Source organism: Mesobacillus maritimus, assembly GCF_044803185.1.
GTDB lineage: Bacteria > Bacillota > Bacilli > Bacillales > Cytobacillaceae > Mesobacillus_B > Mesobacillus_B maritimus_B.
In genome coordinates this window covers 2711927-2735525 of the sequence record NZ_CP085225.1, presented here as the reverse complement: position 1 = coordinate 2735525, position 23599 = coordinate 2711927, and the positions used below count along the sequence as shown (strand labels likewise).

General features: G+C 39.4%; 23 protein-coding genes. 8 read left to right on the top strand and 15 right to left on the bottom strand.

Annotated features, from left to right (window positions below; all coding sequences use genetic code 11):
- Nucleotides 1-45: 45 nt before the first annotated feature.
- On the bottom strand, nucleotides 46-480 hold the full coding sequence (locus tag LG336_RS13220) for an SRPBCC domain-containing protein (protein WP_404332965.1): 435 nt from the start codon (nucleotides 478-480) through the stop codon (nucleotides 46-48).
- Nucleotides 481-583: 103 nt separating this feature from the next.
- Nucleotides 584-1918 (bottom strand): sodium-dependent transporter, encoded by a 1335-nt coding sequence (locus LG336_RS13215; protein WP_404332964.1) that lies wholly within the window; start codon nucleotides 1916-1918, stop codon nucleotides 584-586.
- Between the two features lie 308 nt (nucleotides 1919-2226).
- Between LG336_RS13215 and LG336_RS13210 the strand changes: the two genes are divergently transcribed.
- Nucleotides 2227-2655, top strand: coding sequence for a cell wall hydrolase (locus tag LG336_RS13210; RefSeq protein WP_404332963.1), 429 nt, complete (start codon nucleotides 2227-2229; stop codon nucleotides 2653-2655).
- 150 nt (nucleotides 2656-2805) lie between these two features.
- Nucleotides 2806-3711 (top strand): AEC family transporter, encoded by a 906-nt coding sequence (locus tag LG336_RS13205; RefSeq protein WP_404332962.1) that lies wholly within the window; start codon nucleotides 2806-2808, stop codon nucleotides 3709-3711.
- 49 nt (nucleotides 3712-3760) lie between these two features.
- Here the strand turns inward: LG336_RS13205 and LG336_RS13200 are convergent, their stop codons facing one another.
- Nucleotides 3761-4531 carry an alpha/beta hydrolase gene (locus LG336_RS13200; protein ID WP_404332961.1) on the bottom strand — a complete coding sequence of 257 codons (771 nt, stop codon included), beginning with the start codon at nucleotides 4529-4531 and terminating at the stop codon, nucleotides 3761-3763.
- A 298-nt stretch (nucleotides 4532-4829) separates the two neighbouring features.
- On the opposite strand from LG336_RS13200, the gene LG336_RS13195 reads away from it, so the two are divergent.
- Nucleotides 4830-5294 carry a nucleoside deaminase gene (locus LG336_RS13195; protein ID WP_404332960.1) on the top strand — a complete coding sequence of 155 codons (465 nt, stop codon included), beginning with the start codon at nucleotides 4830-4832 and terminating at the stop codon, nucleotides 5292-5294.
- Nucleotides 5295-5315: 21 nt separating this feature from the next.
- Entirely contained in the window at nucleotides 5316-7079 is a 1764-nt protein-coding gene (ade, locus tag LG336_RS13190; RefSeq protein WP_404332959.1) for an adenine deaminase, read from the top strand.
- A gap of 265 nt (nucleotides 7080-7344) precedes the next feature.
- Here ade and LG336_RS13185 read toward each other — a convergent pair whose 3' ends face one another.
- Entirely contained in the window at nucleotides 7345-8115 is a 771-nt protein-coding gene (locus LG336_RS13185; protein ID WP_404332958.1) for a cytochrome c oxidase assembly protein, read from the bottom strand.
- Nucleotides 8112-8609, bottom strand: coding sequence for a DUF2243 domain-containing protein (locus LG336_RS13180; protein ID WP_404332957.1), 498 nt, complete (start codon nucleotides 8607-8609; stop codon nucleotides 8112-8114). The genes LG336_RS13185 and LG336_RS13180 overlap by 4 nt, the downstream gene beginning before the upstream one ends.
- A gap of 296 nt (nucleotides 8610-8905) precedes the next feature.
- Here LG336_RS13180 and LG336_RS13175 point away from each other — a divergent pair, with 296 nt between their 5' ends.
- Entirely contained in the window at nucleotides 8906-11446 is a 2541-nt protein-coding gene (locus LG336_RS13175; protein ID WP_404332956.1) for an EAL domain-containing protein, read from the top strand.
- A gap of 66 nt (nucleotides 11447-11512) precedes the next feature.
- On the opposite strand, the gene LG336_RS13170 is transcribed toward LG336_RS13175, so the two are convergent.
- The 3 genes from LG336_RS13170 to LG336_RS13160 all read right to left on the bottom strand — a co-directional run bounded on the left by LG336_RS13170 (nucleotide 11513) and on the right by LG336_RS13160 (nucleotide 14586).
- Nucleotides 11513-11806 carry a Dabb family protein gene (locus tag LG336_RS13170; RefSeq protein ID WP_404332955.1) on the bottom strand — a complete coding sequence of 98 codons (294 nt, stop codon included), beginning with the start codon at nucleotides 11804-11806 and terminating at the stop codon, nucleotides 11513-11515.
- Nucleotides 11807-13069, bottom strand: a complete 1263-nt coding sequence (locus tag LG336_RS13165; protein ID WP_404332954.1) for a flavin-dependent oxidoreductase — start codon at nucleotides 13067-13069, stop codon at nucleotides 11807-11809.
- Between the two features lie 149 nt (nucleotides 13070-13218).
- Nucleotides 13219-14586 (bottom strand): MFS transporter, encoded by a 1368-nt coding sequence (locus tag LG336_RS13160; RefSeq protein ID WP_404332953.1) that lies wholly within the window; start codon nucleotides 14584-14586, stop codon nucleotides 13219-13221.
- A 379-nt stretch (nucleotides 14587-14965) separates the two neighbouring features.
- Between LG336_RS13160 and LG336_RS13155 the strand changes: the two genes are divergently transcribed.
- The 3 genes from LG336_RS13155 to LG336_RS13145 all read left to right on the top strand — a co-directional run bounded on the left by LG336_RS13155 (nucleotide 14966) and on the right by LG336_RS13145 (nucleotide 16740).
- Nucleotides 14966-15469, top strand: a complete 504-nt coding sequence (locus LG336_RS13155; protein WP_404332952.1) for a hypothetical protein — start codon at nucleotides 14966-14968, stop codon at nucleotides 15467-15469.
- Between the two features lie 219 nt (nucleotides 15470-15688).
- Nucleotides 15689-16054, top strand: coding sequence for a CidA/LrgA family protein (locus LG336_RS13150; RefSeq protein WP_404332951.1), 366 nt, complete (start codon nucleotides 15689-15691; stop codon nucleotides 16052-16054).
- On the top strand, nucleotides 16051-16740 hold the full coding sequence (locus LG336_RS13145; protein WP_404332950.1) for an LrgB family protein: 690 nt from the start codon (nucleotides 16051-16053) through the stop codon (nucleotides 16738-16740). The genes LG336_RS13150 and LG336_RS13145 overlap by 4 nt, the downstream gene beginning before the upstream one ends.
- A 101-nt stretch (nucleotides 16741-16841) precedes the next feature.
- On the opposite strand, the gene LG336_RS13140 is transcribed toward LG336_RS13145, so the two are convergent.
- From LG336_RS13140 to LG336_RS13110, 7 genes are all read right to left on the bottom strand, one after another.
- On the bottom strand, nucleotides 16842-17669 hold the full coding sequence (locus LG336_RS13140; RefSeq protein WP_404332949.1) for an ABC transporter permease: 828 nt from the start codon (nucleotides 17667-17669) through the stop codon (nucleotides 16842-16844).
- Complete coding sequence (locus tag LG336_RS13135) at nucleotides 17666-18670, bottom strand: ABC transporter ATP-binding protein (protein ID WP_404332948.1); 1005 nt, start codon at nucleotides 18668-18670, stop codon at nucleotides 17666-17668. Before LG336_RS13135 ends, LG336_RS13140 begins: the two co-directional genes overlap by 4 nt.
- 71 nt (nucleotides 18671-18741) lie before the next feature.
- Nucleotides 18742-19452 carry an ABC transporter ATP-binding protein gene (locus LG336_RS13130; protein ID WP_404332947.1) on the bottom strand — a complete coding sequence of 237 codons (711 nt, stop codon included), beginning with the start codon at nucleotides 19450-19452 and terminating at the stop codon, nucleotides 18742-18744.
- Nucleotides 19445-20218, bottom strand: coding sequence for an ABC transporter ATP-binding protein (locus tag LG336_RS13125; RefSeq protein WP_404332946.1), 774 nt, complete (start codon nucleotides 20216-20218; stop codon nucleotides 19445-19447). The genes LG336_RS13130 and LG336_RS13125 overlap by 8 nt, the downstream gene beginning before the upstream one ends.
- Entirely contained in the window at nucleotides 20190-21167 is a 978-nt protein-coding gene (locus LG336_RS13120) for a branched-chain amino acid ABC transporter permease (protein WP_404332945.1), read from the bottom strand. The genes LG336_RS13125 and LG336_RS13120 overlap by 29 nt, the downstream gene beginning before the upstream one ends.
- A gap of 12 nt (nucleotides 21168-21179) precedes the next feature.
- Nucleotides 21180-22055 (bottom strand): branched-chain amino acid ABC transporter permease, encoded by an 876-nt coding sequence (locus LG336_RS13115; RefSeq protein ID WP_404332944.1) that lies wholly within the window; start codon nucleotides 22053-22055, stop codon nucleotides 21180-21182.
- 200 nt (nucleotides 22056-22255) lie between these two features.
- Nucleotides 22256-23416, bottom strand: coding sequence for an ABC transporter substrate-binding protein (locus LG336_RS13110; RefSeq protein WP_404332943.1), 1161 nt, complete (start codon nucleotides 23414-23416; stop codon nucleotides 22256-22258).
- Nucleotides 23417-23599 lie beyond the last annotated feature (183 nt).

Genomic DNA, 23599 nt, shown 5'->3' with positions numbered 1-23599 from the left:
ATATACTAAAAAGACGGCTCAATTAAATGAGTCGTCTTTTTATTGCTAATGAGAACCTTTAATTCCTTCTACGTAGTCGTAAAGTTTCTTAATTAAATTCGACCATCCAACATTCATGTTCTCATGCACCACTGGGTGTGCGGCACGAAATTCAGTTATCTTTTCAGAATCCCAACCGGAATGTGTTACCGTGAATTCCGTTAAGTCACCATGTTTTTTCAAATCAAATGTAACGGTCCAATCTTTCCCCCATGTAAAAGATAGATGCTGTGTCGGGATCACTTTCTTGACATAACAGGGCGAAACTCCAAACTGACCTCGATTCAGTTCGAATTTATGCCCCTCCACTGGTTTAAAATCATTTAGCATAAACCAGTTTGCAAGAGCTTCAGAGGTTGCAACAGCTTCCCATACTGTTTCAATTGGAGCATCGATAAAAGCCTTCTTTTGTAGATCGGGCAAGTGCGCTTGTTTTTGCATGATATCTCCCTCCTATTTTTCTAACCGAATCCACTTGATTATAGGTATGCAAAAAGAGCCATCAATAAGACAGCCCTTTGCATGATTCATCTTTTATGAAACTTTATAGAAGTCCGATAGATTGCAAAAATACAACAGTAATGGCAATTGGCGCAACAAAGCGGATGGAAAAATACCAAATGTCGTAGAAGAAACCTAAACCATTTGTTCCAAGTGATAATTCTTCCTTCACCAATTTACGCGGGAGCCTGTAACCAACAAATACTGAGATGAACAAAGCTCCCAGCGGTAATCCTAAATTACTAACAAGGAAATCAGCTGCATCAAAAACGGACTTTCCAAAGACCTGCACTTCTGATAGGACACCGAACGAAAGTGCACTAGGTACTCCAACAATAAAAATCAATAAGCCACTGATCCAAGCTAGTTTGCTCCGCTTTTCTTTTTCATCTTTTACAAGTACAGCCACGACAATTTCCAAGATTGAAAAGGCAGAGGTAAGCGTTGCAAATAAAAGCAAGACAAGAAATATAAATAAAAAGACACTACCAAAGGCCATTTCATTGAAAACCGCCGGCAATACAACAAACACCAATCCAGGTCCCTGCCCCGGCTCAAAACCGAGTGCAAAAACAGCTGGGAATATAACAATTCCTGCTAGGAAACAAATTAGGATATTTAATCCAGCAACAGAAAATGCAGATTTAACAATATTCTCTGATTTAGACAAATAGGAAGCATAAGTTACCATGACGGATATCCCGACACTTAAAGTAAAAAAAGCCTGCCCTAATGCCAAAAGGACCGTTTCTGCCGTCATTGCCGAGAAATCCGGTTTGAGTAAAAACTCGATACCAGCTCCGGCGCCTTCTAGGGTTAACGAACGAATCGCAAGGATAATAAATAAAAGAAAAAGTGCAGGCATCATATATTTACTTGCTCGTTCAATCCCCTTCTGGACGCCACCTTTAACAACCATAATCGTCATAATCATAAAAATAAACTGACAAAGTACCACTTCTACTGGGTTAGCAATAATTTCATTAAATAATTCCCCGTAGTTGGCATTCGATAAAGAACCGGTGATGCTTCTTCCTAAATACGATAGAATCCACCCACCGACAACACTGTAAAATGAGAGCAAGATAAAAGAAAAAACAACACCCGCGCCGCCAATATAATGCCATTTAGTTCCAGGAGCAAGCTTTTGATAAGCCCTGATTGCATCCTTTTGACTATTCCGACCAATTAAAAATTCGGCAATTAATATCGGGGCACCTACAAATAATGTTAACAAGATAAAAAGCAAGAAAAATATCGCTCCTCCATTTGTTCCTGCCATATAAGGAAACTTCCAAATGGCTCCTAATCCTATTGCGGAGCCAGCCGCTGCTAGAATGAACCCAAGCTTGGATGTCCATTGTTCATGTGTCTTCATAATAAAATAAATCTCCTTCTGCGCCTTCAAGCTGAATATTTTTAAATAATACTATTTTATCTGAAAAAATGATAGTTATTTCATGTAAAACAATCCATAAACTCTATAAATTGCTTTAAAACAATACTAACAATTAGACATTATTAAAGTAATTAAATTGTTGTAAAACTAAAATCGGCAAGTAACCTGTACCGTTCTACACCTCTTTTCATAAGTGCCTGCAAAGTCATTTTTAGGATAAGCCTTGGGTAGTAGGTAACCATCTTAAACTCTATGCAATATGATAAGGTATATTGGAGGTGGGCTTTATGGCCGTAGTGAAACACACTGAAGCAGATATTGATCTGTTAGCAAGGTTGCTAAGGGCGGAAGCTGAAGGGGAAGGCACTCAGGGCATGATGCATGTCGGATCTGTTGGCATCAACCGGATTCGTGGGAATTGCTCCGACTTTAAAGGGATTAGGACAATTCCCCAAATGATCTACCAAGAGCATGCGTTTGAGGCTACGCAAAAAGGATATTTTTATCAAAGAGCTAGAGAAGCTGAAAAAAAGCTTGCACGTAAAGCGGTAAGGGGTATTCGAGAGTGGCCAGCAAAATACAGTCTTTGGTACTTCCGACCAGCTGGTGATTGTCCGGCAATCTGGTACAATCAACCACTTGTTGGACGTTACAAACTACACTGCTTTTTTGAACCGCGAAGTGGCGAGTGTGATAATATTTATAACACGTTTTAACCGTTGGACCTGCCCCTCAGGGAGCAGGTCTTTTTCTATTACCCCAGCTTTTAAATCAGTGTTATAATATAATAGTTTGTGAATTGGTATACGCAATATTAATTAAAGCAACATCTCAACAGATGCGGCGGACATAAGAGGAGTATCAGTATGAACCAGGAATTTTTAAATATATTGCTATTAATTGGTGTTGGATATCTATTTAAAAAGCTTAATATCTTAAAAGAATCTGATGGTGAGGTCATTTCAAGAATTATTTTTAACATTACGTTACCAGCCCTTGTTATTATCTCCCTCAACTCCGTCCAAATTGAACTATCGTTGATGCTCCTGCCTATTATCGTGATAAGCTATGGGGTGATTTCCGTTTTATTAGCTTATTTCGTCTTTAAAAACGAAGAAAAAGAACTTAAGGGAACCATGATGATGCTTTCTACCGGTTACAATGTAGGATTATTTGCCTTTCCGCTCGTAGAGGCTTTTTGGGGTGCAGAAGGTCTTTTGTATTTTGGGATGTTTGATGGAGGAAATGCCTTTCTCGTCTTTGGACTATCCTATATCCTAGGAAGTTATTATTCTAAAGATGGGCTAAGTCTTAACACTACCGGGATTGTCAAGAAATTTAGCAAATCGATTCCGTTCATGAGCTATATCATCATGACCATTTTGAACTTCGTGAATATCAAGCTCCCCACTGAATTCATTGATGTTGCGACGATAATTTCAAAGGCTAATATGCCATTATCCTTAATCCTTTTAGGGGTGTATATGAATTTCACTTTTGAAAAACAATATGTTCGGCCAATCTTTAAGTACTTGCTCTTTCGCTACGGTTTCGGGTTGCTATTTGGGTTAGCTTTTTACTTTTTGCTACCGGTCAATCACATGTTCAGACTGACGATTTTAATCGGCTTTCTATTGCCAATTGGACTAGCTGTTATTCCCTACTCACATGAATTCAAATATTCCACACCTCGGTTAATCGGCACCATTTCGAACTTATGTATTTTAATAAGTATTGTGATTTTATTTGTCCTTTCAAATTTTGTATTGTAAAAAAACATGCGAAAAAGTGACTGCCCATTGGGAGAAGTCACTTTTTTATTTATGAATATGAAGCTACTAGTTTTTCTGTAAGCTGCTGTTGAACAAAAGAATAAACATGCTCTACGATTTTCTGTTTATCATTGTCCATTGATGCAACATGGTAAGAATTGTCCAAAGTGACGAGATTCTTTACCTTTGAGCCAACTTTTTTATAAATGAAGGTTGTGTTTTCTGGTGGTACGACATGGTCAACAGATGATTTTATACATAAAATTGGCGGCGTAATATCAGCAAGTATCCTTGGCGTACTTGTCATTAATGCTTGGAGTTGATGAATTGCTTTCAAAGGCGTTTGCTCGTAAGTAATCTCATAAACTCCCTTAGCCTTAATATCAGGATCTCCTTCAGGAAGATATTGTGGCCCCTGACTATTTTTTAAATAGTCAAAAGAAGGAAGCGTTAATGCTGCATTTATCGTAGCAATCCCCTGAATCTCAGGATATTTATGTGCCAACTTAAGAGTCAAGGTCCCTCCCATCGATTGCCCGATGACAAATACAGTTGAGCACTTTTGTACTAAGAATTTGTAGCCCTTTTCCAATGCTTCAAACCAATCTTCATAAGTACAATTTTCTAGGTCATGATAATGGGTCCCATGCCCTGGTAAACGTGGTGCCAAAACGGTATAGCCGTACTCCGCAAGTTGCTCTCCAATGAACTGAACACTCTGTGGTGTCCCAACAAATCCATGCGAAAGGAGTATCCCTACTTCATTTCCTTTATAAAAAAACGTCTCAGCACCATCGATAACAGGGTATTTTTCCTTCATAACAATGACCTCCTTTTGTCCTTTACAATTGCTCATCATTTCGTTTAAATTCTTATCCATATCATAACCTTAGTATTCCGAGTTGTAAAGTGTGAATTAAATATGAACTAGAACATTTTCGTTTATTCCTCTCTGTTTTATAGTTAGGCACTACTTATAATAAAACTATGTTACATTTCCTTCCAAGTTTATATAAAAGGATGGAAAGTTCATATACGATGTTAGAAACTTTGTTCCTTTCTAAGAGCATAGGAAACTGGAACTAATTTTTTTTATAAAGAAAGTGAGTGAATGATAAATGGATAAGTTTATAGAGATAGCTGTTCAGCTTGCATTAGATAATGTAATAGATAAAACTGGAGGTCCCTTTGGTGCCGTTGTCGTGAAGGATGGTGAAATTGTCGGCATTGGGCAAAATCATGTAACCAGATTAAATGATCCCACTGCTCACGCTGAAGTACAAGCGATACGCGCGGCATGTCAGTTTTTAAACTCTTATCAGCTAGACGATTGTGAACTTTATACGAGCTGCGAACCTTGCCCGATGTGCCTTGGTGCTATTTTTTGGGCACGCCCAAAAGCTGTATATTTTGCTTGTACAAAGGAAGATGCTGCAAATATTGGCTTTGATGACAAATTTATCTATGAACAACTGGAGGTACCCCATGAGGAACGGCAAATTCCAATGATGAAACTATACCCTAAACATGCAGATTCAGCCTTTAAGGCCTGGACACAATCAAGTGAAAAAGTCATATATTAAACTAAAAAAGGAGTGACGAGAATGGATAGGACGTTAGCTAGGAGAATCGCGGTCGCTGCCGGTCGTGAACAAGCCGACCTCGTGATAAAAAACGGAAAAATCATCGATGTTTTTAATAGCGAAATCATAGAAAATGATATTGCTATTGTTGATGGCTATATCGCTGGAATTGGACGTTACAAAGGAAAAGAAGAGATTGACGCCAAGGGTAGCTATATCTCGCCCGGATTAATTGATGGCCATGTGCACGTTGAGTCTTCCATGGTCACTCCACAAGAATTTGCAAAGGTCCTCCTCATGCACGGGGTCACGACCGCCATCACCGATCCTCATGAAATCGCGAACGTCTCAGGTATCGAGGGAATAAAGTACATCCTCGATCAATCAGAAAACTCAATCCTTGACCTTTTTGTCATGCTCCCCTCGTGCGTCCCTGCAACCGACTTTGAATATGCTGGCGCAAAGCTTACTATGGCAGACTTAAAACCCTTTCTTCAACACCCAATGGTACTGGGACTGGCAGAGGTTATGAATTTCCCCGCGGTTAAATATGGTGAGGAACAAATGCTCGAAAAGCTTAATCTAACATCATCTTTTGGTAAAAAAATAGATGGTCATGCCGCCGGCCTTCAGCCAGATGAGTTGAATATTTATATGGCAGCCGGGATTAGGACCGACCATGAATGCACTACACTCACTGAAGCGAAGAATCGCTTGCAAAAAGGGATGTATCTAATGATTCGTGAAGGCACAGTGGCAAAGGATTTAAAGAATATTATTGGGATTGTGAATGAAAAGAACTCACGTCGCTGTCTATTCGTTACAGATGATAAACATCTTGATGATTTGATTGACGAGGGGAGCATTGATTTTAATATTAAACTCGCAATCCAATCTGGAGTCGATCCAATAACGGCCATTCAAATGGCTACCTTAAATGCCGCCGAGTGCTTTGGGCTTCATGATCGGGGCGCAATCGCACCAGGCTACAAGGCTGACCTTCTTATCATTGAAAACCTAACAGAAATGAAGATTCATCGGGTGATGAAAGATGGAACCGAGGTTGTCCTTAATGGGGTATTTACGAAGTCAGTGGTTCCAAGCACCGTAAGGCATAATGCTAAGTTATCAGAGAGTGTAAGATTCTTTGACTTAACAGTTGGAGATTTAGATATTCCTGTTACGGGGAAATACGCCAACATTATTGAGGTGGTTCCTAATAGCCTTGTAACACGACATTGCATTGAGGAAGTGAATCTCGATAACGGTAACTTATTTCTGACCTCTGTTCGGGATGATTTGTTAAAACTCGTGCTAGTAGAGCGGCACAAAATGACCGGTCAAATTGGATTAGGGATTGTGAAAGGTCTTGGTTTAAAATCAGGGGCAATTGCATCTACAGTTTCTCATGATTCTCATAATCTCATCCTATGTGGAGAGAACGATGATGATATCTTATTGGCCGCCTCAGAGCTAAAGAAAAGGCAAGGAGGGTTAATCGTGGTCAAAAACGGTGCAATACTTGCTTCAATGGACCTACCGGTTAGTGGGCTAATCTCCCCTCTTCCCTTTCAAGAGGTATACAGGAAGCTTCAGAAATTAAATGAGGCATTGACGGAACTTGGTGTTTCTGGGGAGTTTAATCCCTTCTTAACCCTCTCTTTTCTTGCATTGCCAGTTATTCCGGAGCTAAAGCTGACCGTTCAAGGATTGTTCCATGTTGGCAAATTTCAGCATTTATCGACTGCTTTGCCTGAACAAGTGTTGGATGTAAGGATGCCTTAGGAGTGATAAATACTTTTAATCGTGAAACCTCCATCGTTACCTTTACCATGATTTCGACAGTCTTTTGGTCGCGTTGAAACCTCCAGCATGACCTTTTCCATGAGCTCGACAGCTTTTTGGTCACGTTGAACCCTCCAGCGTGACCTTTACCATAATTTCGACAGCCTTTTGGTCACGTTGAAACCTCCAGCGTGACCTTCCACAAGAACTCGACGGCTTTTCGGGCACGTTATGCCCCCATCCCCAGCCTCAACAATTTGATATTTCAAAATGACCCGCTTAAAGTCCGAGATTCTCGTGGTCGACTAGACTTAAACCACTGAAGCCAAAAAACAATAATTAGGACTAGGTCAATCGCATCCCCACCATAGTACATAAGCACTCCCCCCTGCTCCGCCTGGAGTGACGGCACTCCAACAGGTGGAATGGCGTAGATGTATTTTGATAAAATACCATGACCAGCGAGCGCAATCACCAATACAATTCCTCGATAAAGATAGCTCCTGCTATGGGGAATTGGGTCAATATAAATCATCGAAACGGTAAAAAGATAACCCGCTAAAAACACATGAATATGGACCAAAAGATGGAGTGAAACATGATGGTGCATGGCTGAATATAATTCAGTTGTGTATAAAAGCCAAAGGCCACCAATATTTAGAACGGAAGCAACCAAGGGGTCACTAAAAAATCCTCCCAACCGACTTCTTAGCACTTTCGTTAAACGCCGTCCATTCGAAATCGATAAACTCCGTAAGATTAACGTGACAGGCGCACTCAGAACCAATAGGAGGGGAGCTAGCATGCCAAGCAATAAATGCCCCATCATATGTGCTGTGAAATCATGATGAGCTCGAGCAGCGATTGGTCCAACTAGGGCTGACTCCGCAGAAATAACACCCGTAATCCATAGAAGTGTTCGGAAGTAGGGCCATTTTTTGTAGCGTTGATTCGTTGTCCTAACTCCAATGAGATAAAGGATAATAGCCATCACACCTATTCCGATCAAGGATAGGTTAATTACATCGGAAGTCATGAGTTTGAACCAGAAACGTTCATTTGTTCTTGCGAGTCCTTAGATTTTTTCACTAAGTAATATCCAATGACAATCATTGCAATCGCAGTAAGATTCCAAATCAAATCATACGGAAGAATCACCACATTATAACGAATTTGGTGAAGCATTATCAGTTTATGTTGAACTGTCCCATCATAAAACTGAAACACCCCCGCACCCAATAAAACGCTTCCTAGCCATTTTTCCCGATTCCAAGCATTTCTGCGGCGAAGATCCGCAACTACAAACAACCCACCTACAGTCGTTAACCAACTCAATGCATGAAAAAATCCATCAGAAACCAGTCCCACACTCGTTGTCGATTTATCATAAAAATGATGCCAGTGTAAAAGTTGATGGAAAACCATTTCATCTATAAACGTAACAAGACCAATCCCAAATAAAACACCAGCCCATATGTTTCTGTGATTCAATTGTCTATCGGGCTCTGGATGAGCATTTGTTATACCCATTTGATTGTCATCCCTTTGAAAAATGTAAAAGTAATGATGACTACCAGTTTAACCATAAATCCCCTCCAAAAAACATAGCAAAAGGTGGCTCCACCCTTCAAAAACTTAACGAGGGAGGTTAGCCACCTTTGGAGGCTGCAGCTTCACCCGAAATAATCGTTACGTTTCGACCTAGCTAAAATGGTACTCAAATGGTAAATATTATTATACCTAAACAGGCTGAATTTTAATGTATTGTGTAGAATTCACTTGTATAATACAAAGAAGAAACCTGTAGGAATAAAGGTGGTCATCTTTTGACATTGGCTGAAAACATAACAAAATTAAGATCTTATTTAAAATTAGAACAACATCTTTATCAAACACTATTTGACCTTCATCCAGATGCAATCTACGTGATTGATATAGAGGGGTATTTAATTGAATGTAACAAAGGCTATACAGACTTAACCGGCTATCAGCTTAATGAATGTATTGGTGAAAAATTTCAATTTCTCATTCATCCGGATGACCAGCCAATGGTTACTGGTTATTTTGAGGAAACACTTTCTGGTCATCCAAAAAGAAGAAAATTTAGAATCGTTCATAAGAGTGGTAAAGTAAAAAATGTCTGTACGGATGCAGTTCCATTTTCATCTGAGGATGGGGAAACATTGGGGATTTTTGTCATTGGGAAAGATATCACAGAAGAAAATGAATTACGGGCGATTAAGGAGCAACAAGAAGAGCGATTTCGCTCATTAATTCAAAATTCATTTGATTTCATTAGTGTTATCGGAAAAGATATGGACTTGTTATATCAAAGTCCTTCCATTGAAAATGCTTTGGGATATAAATATGAAGAAATATGCGAGGTCCTAAAGCATGACCTGTTTGCTATCACCAATCCAAATGATATTGATCACGCTAAAAAGATACTAACTGGTCTGTTCATAAACCCTGGTGAAAAAGTCACAACCGATATAAGATTTAAGCACAAAAACGGTGAATGGCGGTCCTTTAATGTTATTGGCACCAATTTATTAGATGACCCTAATGTACAAGGCATTGTTGTAAACTATCAAGATATTAGTGAAATTAAAAAGGCTCAAGAAGAAGTTCATTATATGGCCTTCCATGACTACCTAACAGACCTACCCAATCGAAGATACTTGGAACAAAAACTAGAGTCAGAATTAGAAAGAGCAAAAGAAAACGACTCCAGGCTTGCTGTTATGTTTATCGACTTGGATCAGTTTAAATTTATCAATGATACTCTTGGTCATGATATTGGGGATAAAGTATTAATCGAGATTGCAAAGGCATTAAAAAGTTGTGTTTGGGAAAATGATGTTGTTGCTAGATTGGCAGGCGATGAATTTATCATTTTAGTAACAGATCAAACAAGTAATGCCTGTGTCGAAGCAATTGCCAACCGTATTAAGACTAGATTTGAACAGCCTGTTATGATTGAGCAGTTAGAGCTATTTATCACCGCAAGTATCGGAATTAGCCTTTTCCCTGATTCGGGTACCGATAGTAAATCGTTGATGAAAAATGCAGACTTGGCGATGTACTTAGTTAAGGAAAATGGAAAAAATGGGTTCCAAATGTTCACACCCACAATGAACATCAAAACCTACAAGACGTTTGCCCTCCAAAACGATTTAAGAAAAGCCATTAATGAGAATCAGTTTGAATTGTATTATCAACCAAAGGTTTGTGTGAAAACGAATATAATTTTGGGAGCAGAAGCGCTTATTCGCTGGCATCATCCTGAATGGGGAATGGTCTCTCCAGCGGAATTTATCTTTTTAGCAGAGGAATCAGGATTAGTTATTCCGATTGGTAAATGGGTTCTTAAAACCGTTTGTAGACAGATTAAGTCTTGGGAGAAAAAAGGCTATGAACCTATTAAGGTTTCGTTAAATTTTTCAGTCCTTCAAATTTTACAGTCTGACATCGTTCACAGCATTTCATCTATCTTAGAACAAACTGAAATTGATGGGAACTTAATTGAAATTGAAATTACAGAAAGTATGATTTTAGAGAAGGAAACAGAAGTAGCAGAAACAATTGATAAAATTCAAAATTTAGGTGTAGGAGTGGCGCTTGATGACTTCGGCACAGGCTTTTCCTCATTGGCTTCTTTAAGAAATTTCTCGTTTGAGACGATAAAATTGGATAAAGCTTTTATCCGAGATATACATGTAAATTCAGAGAGTAGAGCGATTATCCAATTTATTATCAATTTAGCAAAACAATTGAACATCAATGTTGTTGCTGAAGGTGTCGAGCACGAAGAACAGCTCACCCTCCTACGCCATTTAGACTGCAATGAGGTTCAAGGATATTTATTCAGTCGACCTAAACCTGTAAACGAATTTGAACGTTTTCTTATTGAAAAATCTGTTTCATACGATGATCAAACAAACCTACTCCCTGACAAACGCAACGAGGCTCGGATTGCGTTTCCCTGCTATTTAGAAGCAGATATGACGATTGTTGAACTGAATGGCAAAGATATTAATCTAGGGAAAACCAATGTTCTCATTGAAGATATTGGCGCCAACGGCTTAAGGTTTATCTCTGATATCAAACTCTCACTAGAAACAAAGATGACCATTCAGTTTACGACACAGATCTTAGGGCAAGAAATTACTACTTTAGGGAAACTCATTTACCAGCAAGAACAGCAAGACTTGTTCCGATACGGGGTTGAATTTATACAAAATGAGGAAAAAAGTGAGGAAATGACCCGACTATTAAACGCGCTTGATAAAAAATTACTAGAAAATACATTAGTTCTGGATACCAGTTTTATTGAAACAAATATCACTGATTATTTTATAAAATAATCAAGGAAAGACCGTCTAGGTTAATTGTCTACCTGAGACGGTCTATTATAATTTTGTTATTTCTATTTAAATAGTAAAATCAACAACCAAGAGATCCTCCAGGCCAATTTCTTTTAAATAAGCAAGAATTTCTTGATGGTCAGGGTGAGGCAGATAATTTTCTAATGCCTCTTGATTTTCAAATCGGACCGTTAAGCCAATTTCATAACCCTGGCTACGAGGTGAAAAATTGATCCCTTGTTGGAGGTCTATTATTCCTGGGATCAAATCTTTTAATTTACAAGTCTTAGAAATTAACTCTTCTTTTTGTTCTTGGCTCACACTTTTGGCTAGTTTTATTAAAACAATATGTTCAACCATTTACAGTGCTCCTTGCTTCGCATTTAGTGATTTTTGGTCAAAGCCAGCGATTTGTTTGTACTTATTGGTAATCTCCTCTAACTCCTGCTGGGAAATGACATCATGTAACTGTTCAAATCCCTTTGGCGCACGATCCTCAACTATTTGCATGACTTGCTCCGGTCCATTTCCGCGGTTGCTATAAACGATATTCGCCGTCGGTTTTAACCGTGCTTCTTCATAGGCACGTAAGGCTTGTTCGGCAGTTCGTTGTGCTTTTACAGCATTAGCTAATGCATCGGCATCCAAAATGGCTTGTGAGGCACCGTTCGAGCCGATAGGATACATCGGATGGGCAGCATCACCTAATAAAGTGACACGACCAAATGTCCATTGCGGTAGTGGGTCCCGATCCACCATTGGAAATTCATATACAGCTTCCGTTTCTTCTATTAATTTCGGTACATTCAACCAGCCAAAATTCCATGAGGCAAACGCTGGGCCAAATTTTTCTTTATCGATTTTCTTATTCCAGTCTGCACGGGAAGGCATTTCATCTCCAACTGTCAGCTCCGCTATCCAGTTAACGAGAGATCGCCCTTTTGCCGCTGTATCAGGACAGACAGGGTAGGCGACAAACTTCTGGTCTTGATAACCTGCCATAATCATAGATTTCCCAGTTAAAAACGGTGTGGACTCCGTAATTCCCCTCCACAATATTCGACCGCTAAACTTTGGTTGTCCTTCATCGGGGTAATAAAATTTACGAACTGTTGAGTGAATACCATCTGCTGCTATTAGCATATCCGCTCTGAAGGAGCCGAGTTGTGTTCCTGTTTTCCTATCTTCAAACTGAGCAACCACCACATCCCCAAACATTTGAAAGGATTTTAAATGATGACCAGTGAAAACAGCTTTTTCACCCAATTGTTCTTTTACTGCTTCTAATAAAAGCATTTGCAGCTTCCCACGGTGAATGGAATATTGCGGCCAGTGATACCCTGCATCCCTTCCCCGTGCTTCCTGCCATATTTTTTTGCCATATTTGTTAAAATAAATGAGTTCTGCCGTTGGGATCCCTGTTTTCTCTAGCTCCCCGGCCAGCCCGAGTTCAGTGAGAACACGTACAGCATGAGGAAGTAGATTAATCCCGACCCCCAGTGCTTGAATGTTCTCTACACTTTCAAACACACGTACTGACACACCAACGCGGTGAAGTTTAAGCGCAGTGACAAGCCCGCCAATTCCTCCACCTACCACAATTGCTGATTTAACCTTAGACAAAACAATCCCCCCTAGTTGATGATAACGTCTTTTCTAACTATTCAACAATTATTGCATATATAGAAATCATTTCAAGTTTATTTCGAATATTCTCATTCAGTTCTACACTACAGTAATTAATCTTTAATAGATTAGTAGGTTTATACAAATTATGAACCATGTGCAACCTTTTTATTCTTCGGATAAGACTCCGTATGGCCATTCAATTCATGGCTATAGTGTGCGTATTGTTCTTGGACAAAGAATATCGCAATTCCACCTACAACCGACGCCATGGCAATCACCGTAAAATTCATCTCAGCTGGCAAGTTCATTGTTAGCAAAACCCCTACAAAGGTTGGGGCGAATATTCCCCCCACCCGTCCAAAAGCCATTGTTGCACCAACACCCGTTGATCGCATGGATGGTGGGTAATATTGGGAGACAAAAGCATTGCTGATATTTTGAACCCCCACAGAGGCTGCCCCGATGATTCCAATTAAAGCGTAGGCAAAAATCGGATTTTTAGTGAGACCAATAGCAGAGAGAGCGACACCACCTAAGACATAAAGAGGGATCATCACCTTTTTAAAGCCCCATTTATCGGTTAGCCGCCCGAAAACGATGGTTCCAACAATTGCCCCCACATTCATAACCGCCACAAACACTAGACTTGAGCTTAAACTATATCCTGCTTGGAGAAGGAGTTTTGGCAACCATGTATTCATCGCATAAATGAGGACAAAACAACAAAAACAAGAAATCCAGAACATGATTGTGCTCATTGCTCGCTTCTGCTCAAATAATTTGACTAGCGGAGACCCTTTTTCTTTCGATTTTATCTTTTCGAAATGTACCTGCTTCCCTAATTCGAGCTGAGGATCCACTTCTTTTAGAATACTCTTAATTTGTTTTTCTCTCCCGTTTGTTAATAGAAAGTTGGTGGATTCGGGAATCGCTTTTGCGATAACCGGAAGTAACAGTAATGGCACACTGGCAATCCAGAAAATCGGTTTCCACCCCATCGTCGGTAGCAAACTTTTACTGATGAGAGCAGCAGCGATGGCCCCGAGAGAATAGCCACAAAATACAAAAGAAACGATTGCACTTCTCATCCGTTTTGGTGCATATTCTGTCGTTAACGCAATAACGTTTGGCATCACACCACCAAGCCCTAGCCCCGCAATCACTCGGAAAATCGAAAAGGTTACCGGGTCATTGGCGAATCCTGCTAATGGAGTAAAAACACTGAACAGTGTCGTACAGAGCAAAATGACCTTTTTCCGACCAATTTTGTCAGCCCATAGCCCGAATATTACAGCTCCTATAGCGGTTCCAGCTGCCGCATAACTACCAATTGCCCCTGCTGTTACTGAACTGATTGACCATTCGTCAATCAATGAGGGCACAACCGAACCATATATAACAACATCATAGCCGTCAATAATAATAATGAAAAAACACCAAAAGATTAGTGATAAATGGAACCTGTTAAAACGACTATTGTCGATTATTTGACTAGTACTGACTACTTTCACTAAACCCACCCCATCAATTATGTATATGACTTACCTGATCAGAAGATTGTAACGGCTAAACGCATAACCGCGTTACTGCACAAAAGCATTAGGCCAAAAAAATAAACATCTAAAAACCTATTCACTTAGAAAACATTGCGAGTTTAATAAAACAACCAATTAGGTATTCTTGCTTGATAAAAAGTAATAATCATTATCCCTCCCCCTGATATCCAAGCTATTATTTCTACAAATCTTTTTAACTTTTTTAAATTATCCCACAAATGAGATATATAGCAAGAGAAAAATGAACTCTCTTCTTATTTTTACACGATTTAGGCTAAAAGGATATAAAGTATGGTACTATTATTCTGAATATTCCAAAAGGAGGATGGATTGCATGAACCAATATGATGATAGAACAAAGAAGGTGCTCCATGAAGTACAAAAGTATTATGGCTCGATTCCAAACACCTATTATGCAGCTGCAGATGCAGGTGTTTTACCAAGACTCTGGGCCCTAGCAGGAGTCACATTTAAAACAGGGAAAGCCGAACATGAAGATAAAAGAATTTGTGCTGCTGTTATCGCTCATACCCTCGGAGTTCAGGAATTACTCGTTGCACATCTAATGATTTTAAAAAAAGAAATGGGCTGGAATCGCCAACAATTTGAAGAGCTCCTACAAGAAAATTATCCTCAGCGAATGAACGAAAGACAGATTCTTGTCGCACAATTAGCAAAATCATTAGCAGTTAATCCGATAAATGTGGATAGAAATGTACTTAAAAACCTTGAAGAATATCATGGAGTGACAAAGGAAGGCATCGCTGAATTAATTGCCCTTCATGGATTTGTGCGTTACATGGCTACTTTTGTAAGTGTATATGATATGGCACACTAAACATTTGAAGTAACGACCTGCCTCTCATTGAGTAGCGGGTCTTCCGTGATTTACAAGGACTTCCCTCCTGCCCCCCCTTTTTAATATGCCTTCATCACCTTTTGTCAGGATTCCTTCCAAAACTTCAAAGTCACGTTAACTTTCCTAACGAGTTTGCTGACAAAGCACTTTTTCTAGTCTAAGCTAAAAATAGAATTTAGCGATTGGAGGAGATTAATTATGAAAATAAGTTGGTTTTTTCAGCTTTTCATTCTCATTGGATTCCTTCTCCTTGGCTATGGTATTGTGAATGTTTTTCCAATACCCGTTCCTGCTAGTGTTTTGGGAATGATTCTGTTATTTCTGTTCCTTTTAACTGGGATGATTAAACTAGAATGGATTGAAAAGGTTTCTTCGTTTCAATTAAAACATCTTCCATTATTATTTATTCCTCCAATTGCTACCTTGATAGTTTCTTCTAGTTTTTTTAGAGTGTTACAGTGGGAAATTATGATCATTTTAATGGTGAGCAGTGTGAGCTGTTTGTTGGGCACCGCTTTAACGGTTGAATGGTATGAAAAACGAAAAAGGAGGAAAACCAAATGACCCTTATCTTTAGTACCCTGGTTTGTATCTTACTTACTCTTTGTTGTTATCTTCTAAGTCTAAAACTTTATCTTAAATATAAAAAAGCATGGTTAAATCCGCTGTTCATCGGATCACTCTTATTAGTATTCTTGCTACTTGTTTTTCATGTGAATGAGGAAACATACCAACAGGCTAGCTCAGTATTTAGCCAACTCCTACAGCTAGCGGTTGTTTCATTAGCCGTACCGTTATATAAACAATGGGCGTTTTTAAAAAGGAATTATAAAAAGATTATAGCTGGTGTTGTGTCTGGGACATCTATGGGAGTGATAGCTGTTGTAATCATGTCACAGATTTTCCACCTACAGGACCAGTTACTCGCCTCCCTTATTCCACGATCGGTTACTCTTCCGATAGCTTTAACAATCTCAGATGACCTCGGAGGAATTGGATCAACGACGATCCTTTCCGTCATTATTTCCGCCTTACTATCGGTGTGGATGGGACCAAGGTTATTTAAACGATTCGGGATTAAAAGTAAATCTGCAAAAGGCTTGGCAATGGGGACCTCGGCACAAATGATTGGAGCAAACACTTCACTCGTTTGGGGAGAGGAAGAAGGTGCCATGGGAAGTATCGCAATGACGACCTCTGCTTTGTTGCTTACGTTAGTGGTACCATTTATTTCATTTATTTTTTCCTAAAAACAAATAGTCCAACCTTTGAGGATTGGACTATTTCATTTCCTTGCTATTTGGTTTTGGATTTACACACAGATTGTATGATGTGCCTTTCCCCTTTAATATCAATGTATCTGCTTCTCAAACAAAACATGGCGATCATTTAGTTTTGTCATTCGTTGAAGCAATACAAGATTAATCAGCAAAATCGCAGCAGAGATGATTAAGGTTAGCTGTGCTCCCACTAAGAACAGCCCACTTGCTTGGCCAACGATTAAGCCGATAACAGGAAGAACAATTATCCCACCAATGTTTTGTGCCTCTTGATAGGTTTTCACTCTTGAAGAGATAAAGATATTTAATAAAACCGTCATTAATGTAACCATCGGAGATAGACAGGCAATTAAGGCAATCCAGTTACTTGATGGAAATATGATTTCCCCAAACAATTGGTATCCTAGCCCGTTAATGATGAAGCCACAGAGGATAAAACTAATGACTGAAACTAGGAAGGATGGAATAAACGAAGCTAGTGTTTTACTAATAAATAACGTTTTTATCGAAACAGGTGAAAACAAGAGGCTCTCAAGTGTTCTACGCTCTTTTTCGCCTACAAAGCTGTTTGCCGCGACGACACTTGCTGTAATAATCGGAACAAGTAAAAACAAGGACGGTAACAAATAGTTGATAAAAAGATAGACAATCTGTTGTTCCGTTGTTTCGAGGGGAACTGTACCATTCTTTGTTTCTGCTAAAAACATTCCAATCATTTTCTGCATATCCGCACCCATTGCTTTTTCAAGATCAAATAACAGAGCTGCGCCTATTAACACGGTGGGAAATACGAGTGAAAACATAATCGGGATGATGATAATTGTAGTCAATAAACTTTTCGTCCGGAATATATCTCTTAAATCTTTTTTAATAATCGCCTTCATCATTCGCTTGTTCATCGATTAACACTCTCCCTTACTTTAAAATAAATGGATTCGAGGTCATTATTTACAATGTCGACTGAATAAACTTGATGATTTTTTAATAGCTCTCTTAATATTGTCGAGATTTCTTCCTTTGAAGGGAGAGTTACCAGAATTTCTCCTGGGATGTGCTCACAAGGGTATCCTACTATCGTGTTTCCTATTGGAGTAAAATTCGTTCCGACTCGTACGATAATATCTGTTAAATAGGTTTTCTCTAGTTCTGAAATAGAGCCTTGTTCAATGATGGTTCTGTTCTCTAGGAAGGCAAACGAATCACAGATTGGCTCAAGCTGATGCAACAGATGAGAACAAATAATGATTGTAGTCCCTGTTTCTTCATTGTATTTTTTCAAATAGGAGAGGACCATTTTGATCCCATCAGGGTCTAGTCCGTTTGTTGGTTCATCTAAAAATAAGATTTTCGGGTTATGTAAAAGCGCTTTGCACAAAGCAAGCCTTTTCTTCATTCCCGTACTGTAAGTGCCAACCGGTTTTTCTTCATGTCCGCTCAGTTCAAACAATTTTAATAGTTTCGGTATTTGATTTGCATCGGTCACACCATATAAATCAGCAAAGAAGTCTAAGTTCTCTTTACCAGTCATTTGATGATACAACCCTGCGCTTTCGGTCACGATTCCTGATAAAGCGCGAATTTCATCTCCATGATGATTTGGACTTAACCCCATGATTGAGATTGTTCCTGCTTCTGCTTTAATAACACCATTTAAAATTCGGATAATAGTCGTCTTCCCTGCTCCGTTTGGACCTAAAAGTCCCACAATTTGTCCAGGTTCAACAGTAAAGTTGACATCCTTCAAAACCAGCTGATCACCAAATGATTTTGATACCCCTTTAACCTCAATCATCGCGTGCACCAATGCTCCCCCTTTATCTAAATACCATAAATTCCAGATGAATGACCACCTAGAAATACTATAAATGACATTCGACTCTTTTGAAACAATTTTTTCCAATTTCTAATGATCTTCTTTTTAAAAAATGAAACGGCTGACATCTACGATGCCAGCCAGGTTGTAAATAGAATTTAACTTGATTTACGTCCAAGATATGCTTCCATAATCCGTGGGTCATTCAGAAGGTCCGTTGATTTTCCGTCCGCAATCATTTTTCCCGTTTCTAAAACGTACCCATAATCGGAAACCTTCAATGCTTGTCTTGCATTCTGTTCAACTAGTAGAACCGTTGTACCGGTTTGGTTGATTTCTTTAATAATTTTAAAAATATCAGCTACAACTAGGGGAGCAAGTCCCATTGATGGTTCATCTAGAAGCAAGAGCTTTGGACGACTCATAATCGCTCGAGCAATCGCAAGCATCTGTTGCTGACCACCGGAAAGAGTACCACCAAGTTGTTTTTCTCTTTCTTTTAAAATCGGAAAACGAGCAAACATTTTCTCGAGGTCTTGACCGATATCGTTGTCCTTTCGATGATACGCTCCCATTTCTAGATTTTCCAGAACAGTCATTCCAGCAAGAATCTGCCTACCTTCAGGAACAAGAGCAATTCCTTTCTTTAACAGTTGATCAGGTCTTAAGCCGGTTACGTTCTCCCCAAGGAATTCAATTTTTCCCTCCTGTGGTTTTAGTAGACCAGAAATGGACTTCATCGTCGTCGTTTTCCCGGCACCGTTCGCACCAAGAATTGTGACAATACTTCCTTCCTCTACTTCAAGAGAAATATTTTTTAAGACTTGTATCTTTCCATAAGAAGCATTAATTCCACTAACCTTAAGCATATTCTTCCTCCTCCTCACTGCCGAGGTAGGCCTCGATGACATCTGGATTATTTTGAATCTCTTCTGGTGTCCCTTCTGCAATTTTCTTACCAAAATTAAGAACCGCGATTCGGTCACATAAATTCATTACAAGGGGCATATCGTGCTCAATTAATAGTACGGTAATGCCTCGAGTTTGAATCTTTTTAATTAGTTGAAAGAGATCACTCGTTTCCGTCTCATTCATCCCTGCAGCCGGTTCATCTAATAGTAGAAGTTCCGGATCACTTGCCATTGCACGAGCGATTTCAAGCCGCCTTTGTTGTCCATAAGCGAGGTTCTCTGCGGTTACATCTGCAAACCCATCGAGCCCAACAAATTCAAGCAATTCATTGGCGCGTTTCCGGATTTGTTCTTCCTCCTTACGCTGCGATTTAGTACGAAAAACACTACTTAAAACACCAGATTTACTACGACAATGGACACCTACCATCACATTCTCTTCTGCTGACATTTTTGGGAACAGACGAATATTTTGGAACGTACGACAAATGCCCTTCTCGGTAATCTTATTCGGTTTTAGACCACTAATATTTTCATCTCTAAAAATAATTTCTCCTGATGTCAACGGGAACATTGACGTTATTAAATTAAACATCGTCGTTTTCCCTGCTCCATTTGGTCCGATTAAGCCAAAGATTTCACCCTTTTGTAACGAAAATGAGACATCAGATACGGCTGCTAGACCACCGAAGTTTTTACATGCTTTTTCCACTGCTAGAACCATGCTTGACACCCCTTTTCGAAACTTTAGATTTAATCCAGTTGATTAGATTTACGTCAATCAACCCTTGTGGTCGAACAGCCATCAGAATAATAATCATTAAACCATAGATCATATATCGATATTCACTAATAAAACGTAAAACCTCTGGTAAGAAGGTTAGGAATATTGCACCAAAAACAGGTCCCCAGATCACTTCACTACCACCGAAAATTGTAAATACGAGGATATCAACCGCTCGATGATAAGAGAAATCCGCTGGACTGATGTACGCAAGAACATGAGCATATAAACTACCAGCAAATCCTGCGAGTAACGCCCCTTGTGTGAATGCCAAAACCTTGTAATACGTGATGTTGATTCCCATTGATTCCGCTGCTTTTTCATCAAGGTTGATTGCCGCATAGGCACGTCCAACACGAGAACGACTTTGTCTTCTAAAGAACCAAACTAAGAAAATAGCAATAGCCAATAGGAGCAAAAAGATACTTAGAAAGATAAATTGATTGTTTTGTAGCCCAATGTTTTGCGGGTTAAATCCAAACTCTTTTACCGTTTTAAGAATCTCACGCCCAATATGGGGAATACCTGAGATTCCGACAGATCCTTTCGTTAATGATTCCCAGTTTACGAACACCACCCGGATAACTTCACCGAACCCAAGGGTAACAATGGCTAAATATACACCTTGAAGCCTTAACGTTGGAAGACCAATGATGATTCCAAAAAGTCCTGCCATTAAAGTACCCGCAATAATTCCAACTAAAATAGGTAATTCAAAATGAATCGTTAATAGAGCAGAAGTATAAGCTCCCAAGCCCATAAAACCAGCACTAGCTAATGATAACTGCCCTGTAGAGAGCGGTACGTATACGCTAAGTGCGAGAATAATATTAATTAAAACAAAACAGCCAATTTGCAAATAATATGGATTGATTAATTCAGCTAGCATTGGTACACCTTCTTACGTTGTGATTTTTTTACCAAATAATCCTTGTGGTCTGATAAGGAGAATAACGATAATTGCCAAGAAAGCAATGGCATCCTTGTACCCAGAATCTCCGTATACAACGACGAATGTTTCTGCCAATCCAAGAATAAGACCACCTGCCATAGCTCCCCTTACATTGCCCATACCACCGAGAATGATGATGGCTAATCCTTTTAATCCCATTGATAATCCCATTTGTGGGTTAACTGAGTTAAAAGCCATTCCGACAAGAATTCCGGCAATTCCTCCCATTGCCGAAGCAATGATAACGGTCATGGTAATAATTCGTTTTGTATTGATGCCAAGAAGGCTGGCTGTTTCAAGATTTTCCGCTGTGGCTCGTAACGCCTTTCCTGCCTTTGTTTTTCCTAACCAGAATGAAAGAGCGACCATTAAGATAACAGAAATGATAAAAATAACGATTTGCACAAGATAAACGGTAACGGACCCGAACTGAATACTTATTTCTGCAAAAGGTGCTTCAAATGGCTTGTTCCCAGCACCAAATAAATGGTGTGAAAGGTTTTCAAGAAAGATTGAAACGCCAATCGTACTAATCAATGGCGCTAGATGGGACACCCCTTGTTTGCTTCGAAGTGGTCTTAACGCAAAGGATTCAAGGAAAAACCCTAAAACCGCCGTAACAAGAATCGCTACTCCGAAGGCCACCCACAGAGGAGCGTCGAATATCGAAGTGATCATGACCCCGATAAAGGCACCGAACATGAAGATTTCTCCGTGTGCCATGTTGATGATGCCCAGAACCCCGAAAACCAGTGTAAAACCTAGGGCAACAATTGCGTATATACTTCCTAATGTTAATCCATTAATGAGTTGTTCTATTAACAAGGCATCTCACCTACTTACGTAATTTTTAAGGAAAACTGAGTCGTTATGAAAGAAAAGGCAGCATAACCCATATTAAGCACATAAGCTTTGGGATAACACTGCCCGAAAATGCATTTCATTCATGAATCAAAATTTTAAAAAATTGTCTTCACTCTTGATGAATTTCATTATGTTCGAACCATATTGTTTAAGTGTCTAAATTATTCAAAAACTTTAAATGCACCATCTTCAATGACCAATACTGTTGGTTCCATGATAACGTCCCCTTCAGAGTCAAACGCAAAGTCACCAAGGATTCCATTGATTTTCACTTCTGCTAGAGCATCACGGAAAGCATCACGGTCATCAGAACCAGCATTTTTCAATGCTTCAGCATAAATGTAAAGTGCGTCATATGCTTGCGCTGCAAACTGGTCTGGCTTTTTGCCATACTTTTCTTCAAACTTGCTAACGAAATCTTGTACCTTTGAATCTTCTTTTTCAGCGTACCAAGGTGTTGCAACAATCAGGCCATCCGCAGCATCACCGGCAATTTGAATAACTTCTGGAGAGTTAAAGCCGTTACCGCCAACAAATGGAACATCGATTCCCATTTTACGGGCTTGGTCCATAATAACTGCTCCTTCATTATATAGAGCAGAAGCGAGAATTAAATCTGGGTTTAGACCTTTGATTTTTGTAAGCTGTGCATTGTAGTCAGATTGACCTTTTTGGAATGTCTCAATGGTTAAAATTTCTAACCCTTTTTCTTCAGCTGCTGCTTTCATTGTGTCAAATCCGGATTTTGTAAACACGTCATCATTTCCATAAATAATGGCAACCTTTTTCGCATCGTATTTTTCAATCGCTTTGTCGATGGATGCTGGAATCGCTAATGCTTCAGGCAATGAGTTACGGAAGATGTACTCTCCAAGTTGTGGAATTCCTTCAGCTGTTGTCGAAGTTCCGATTGTTGGGACTCCATTTAAGTCTGCTTCAGGTCCAACAACATTCATTTCAGTACTTAATGTTGGTCCAATTAGAGCTGTAACATTTTCAGAGTTCATTAATTTTTGTGCTGCATTCAAGGCCTGGTCTTGTTTACCTGCAGAATCTTCGATAATGAGGTTGATTTCGACTTCGCCTTTTGCATTGATCTCTTCAAGCGCTAGTTCAAGTCCGCTTGTAATCGCTTCTCCGTATGCAGCCCCTGATCCACTAAGGAAGGAAACAACACCGATATCAGCTTTTACAACTTCCCCACCACTATCTTGTCCTTCTTTTTCCCCAGTTGCTTGCTCTCCGCCTCCACCGCAGGCAGCTAAAGCTAACAAGCTCGCCAACGCAGAAAACTGAGCAACCCGTTTAAACGTCCTTTTCATTTCCTTACCCCCATTGTTAAAATTATCTTAATATTTAAAAGCTTAACCTTATTAAAATACAAAATTGTGAGATTGTCTACCATATTGAAATAATATTCTGATAAAAATCCGAAAAATATTTTATGGATAACCGAACGGTAAATAGTGTAAAAGTCCTATCCGGTATGAAGGAACCCTTATAGA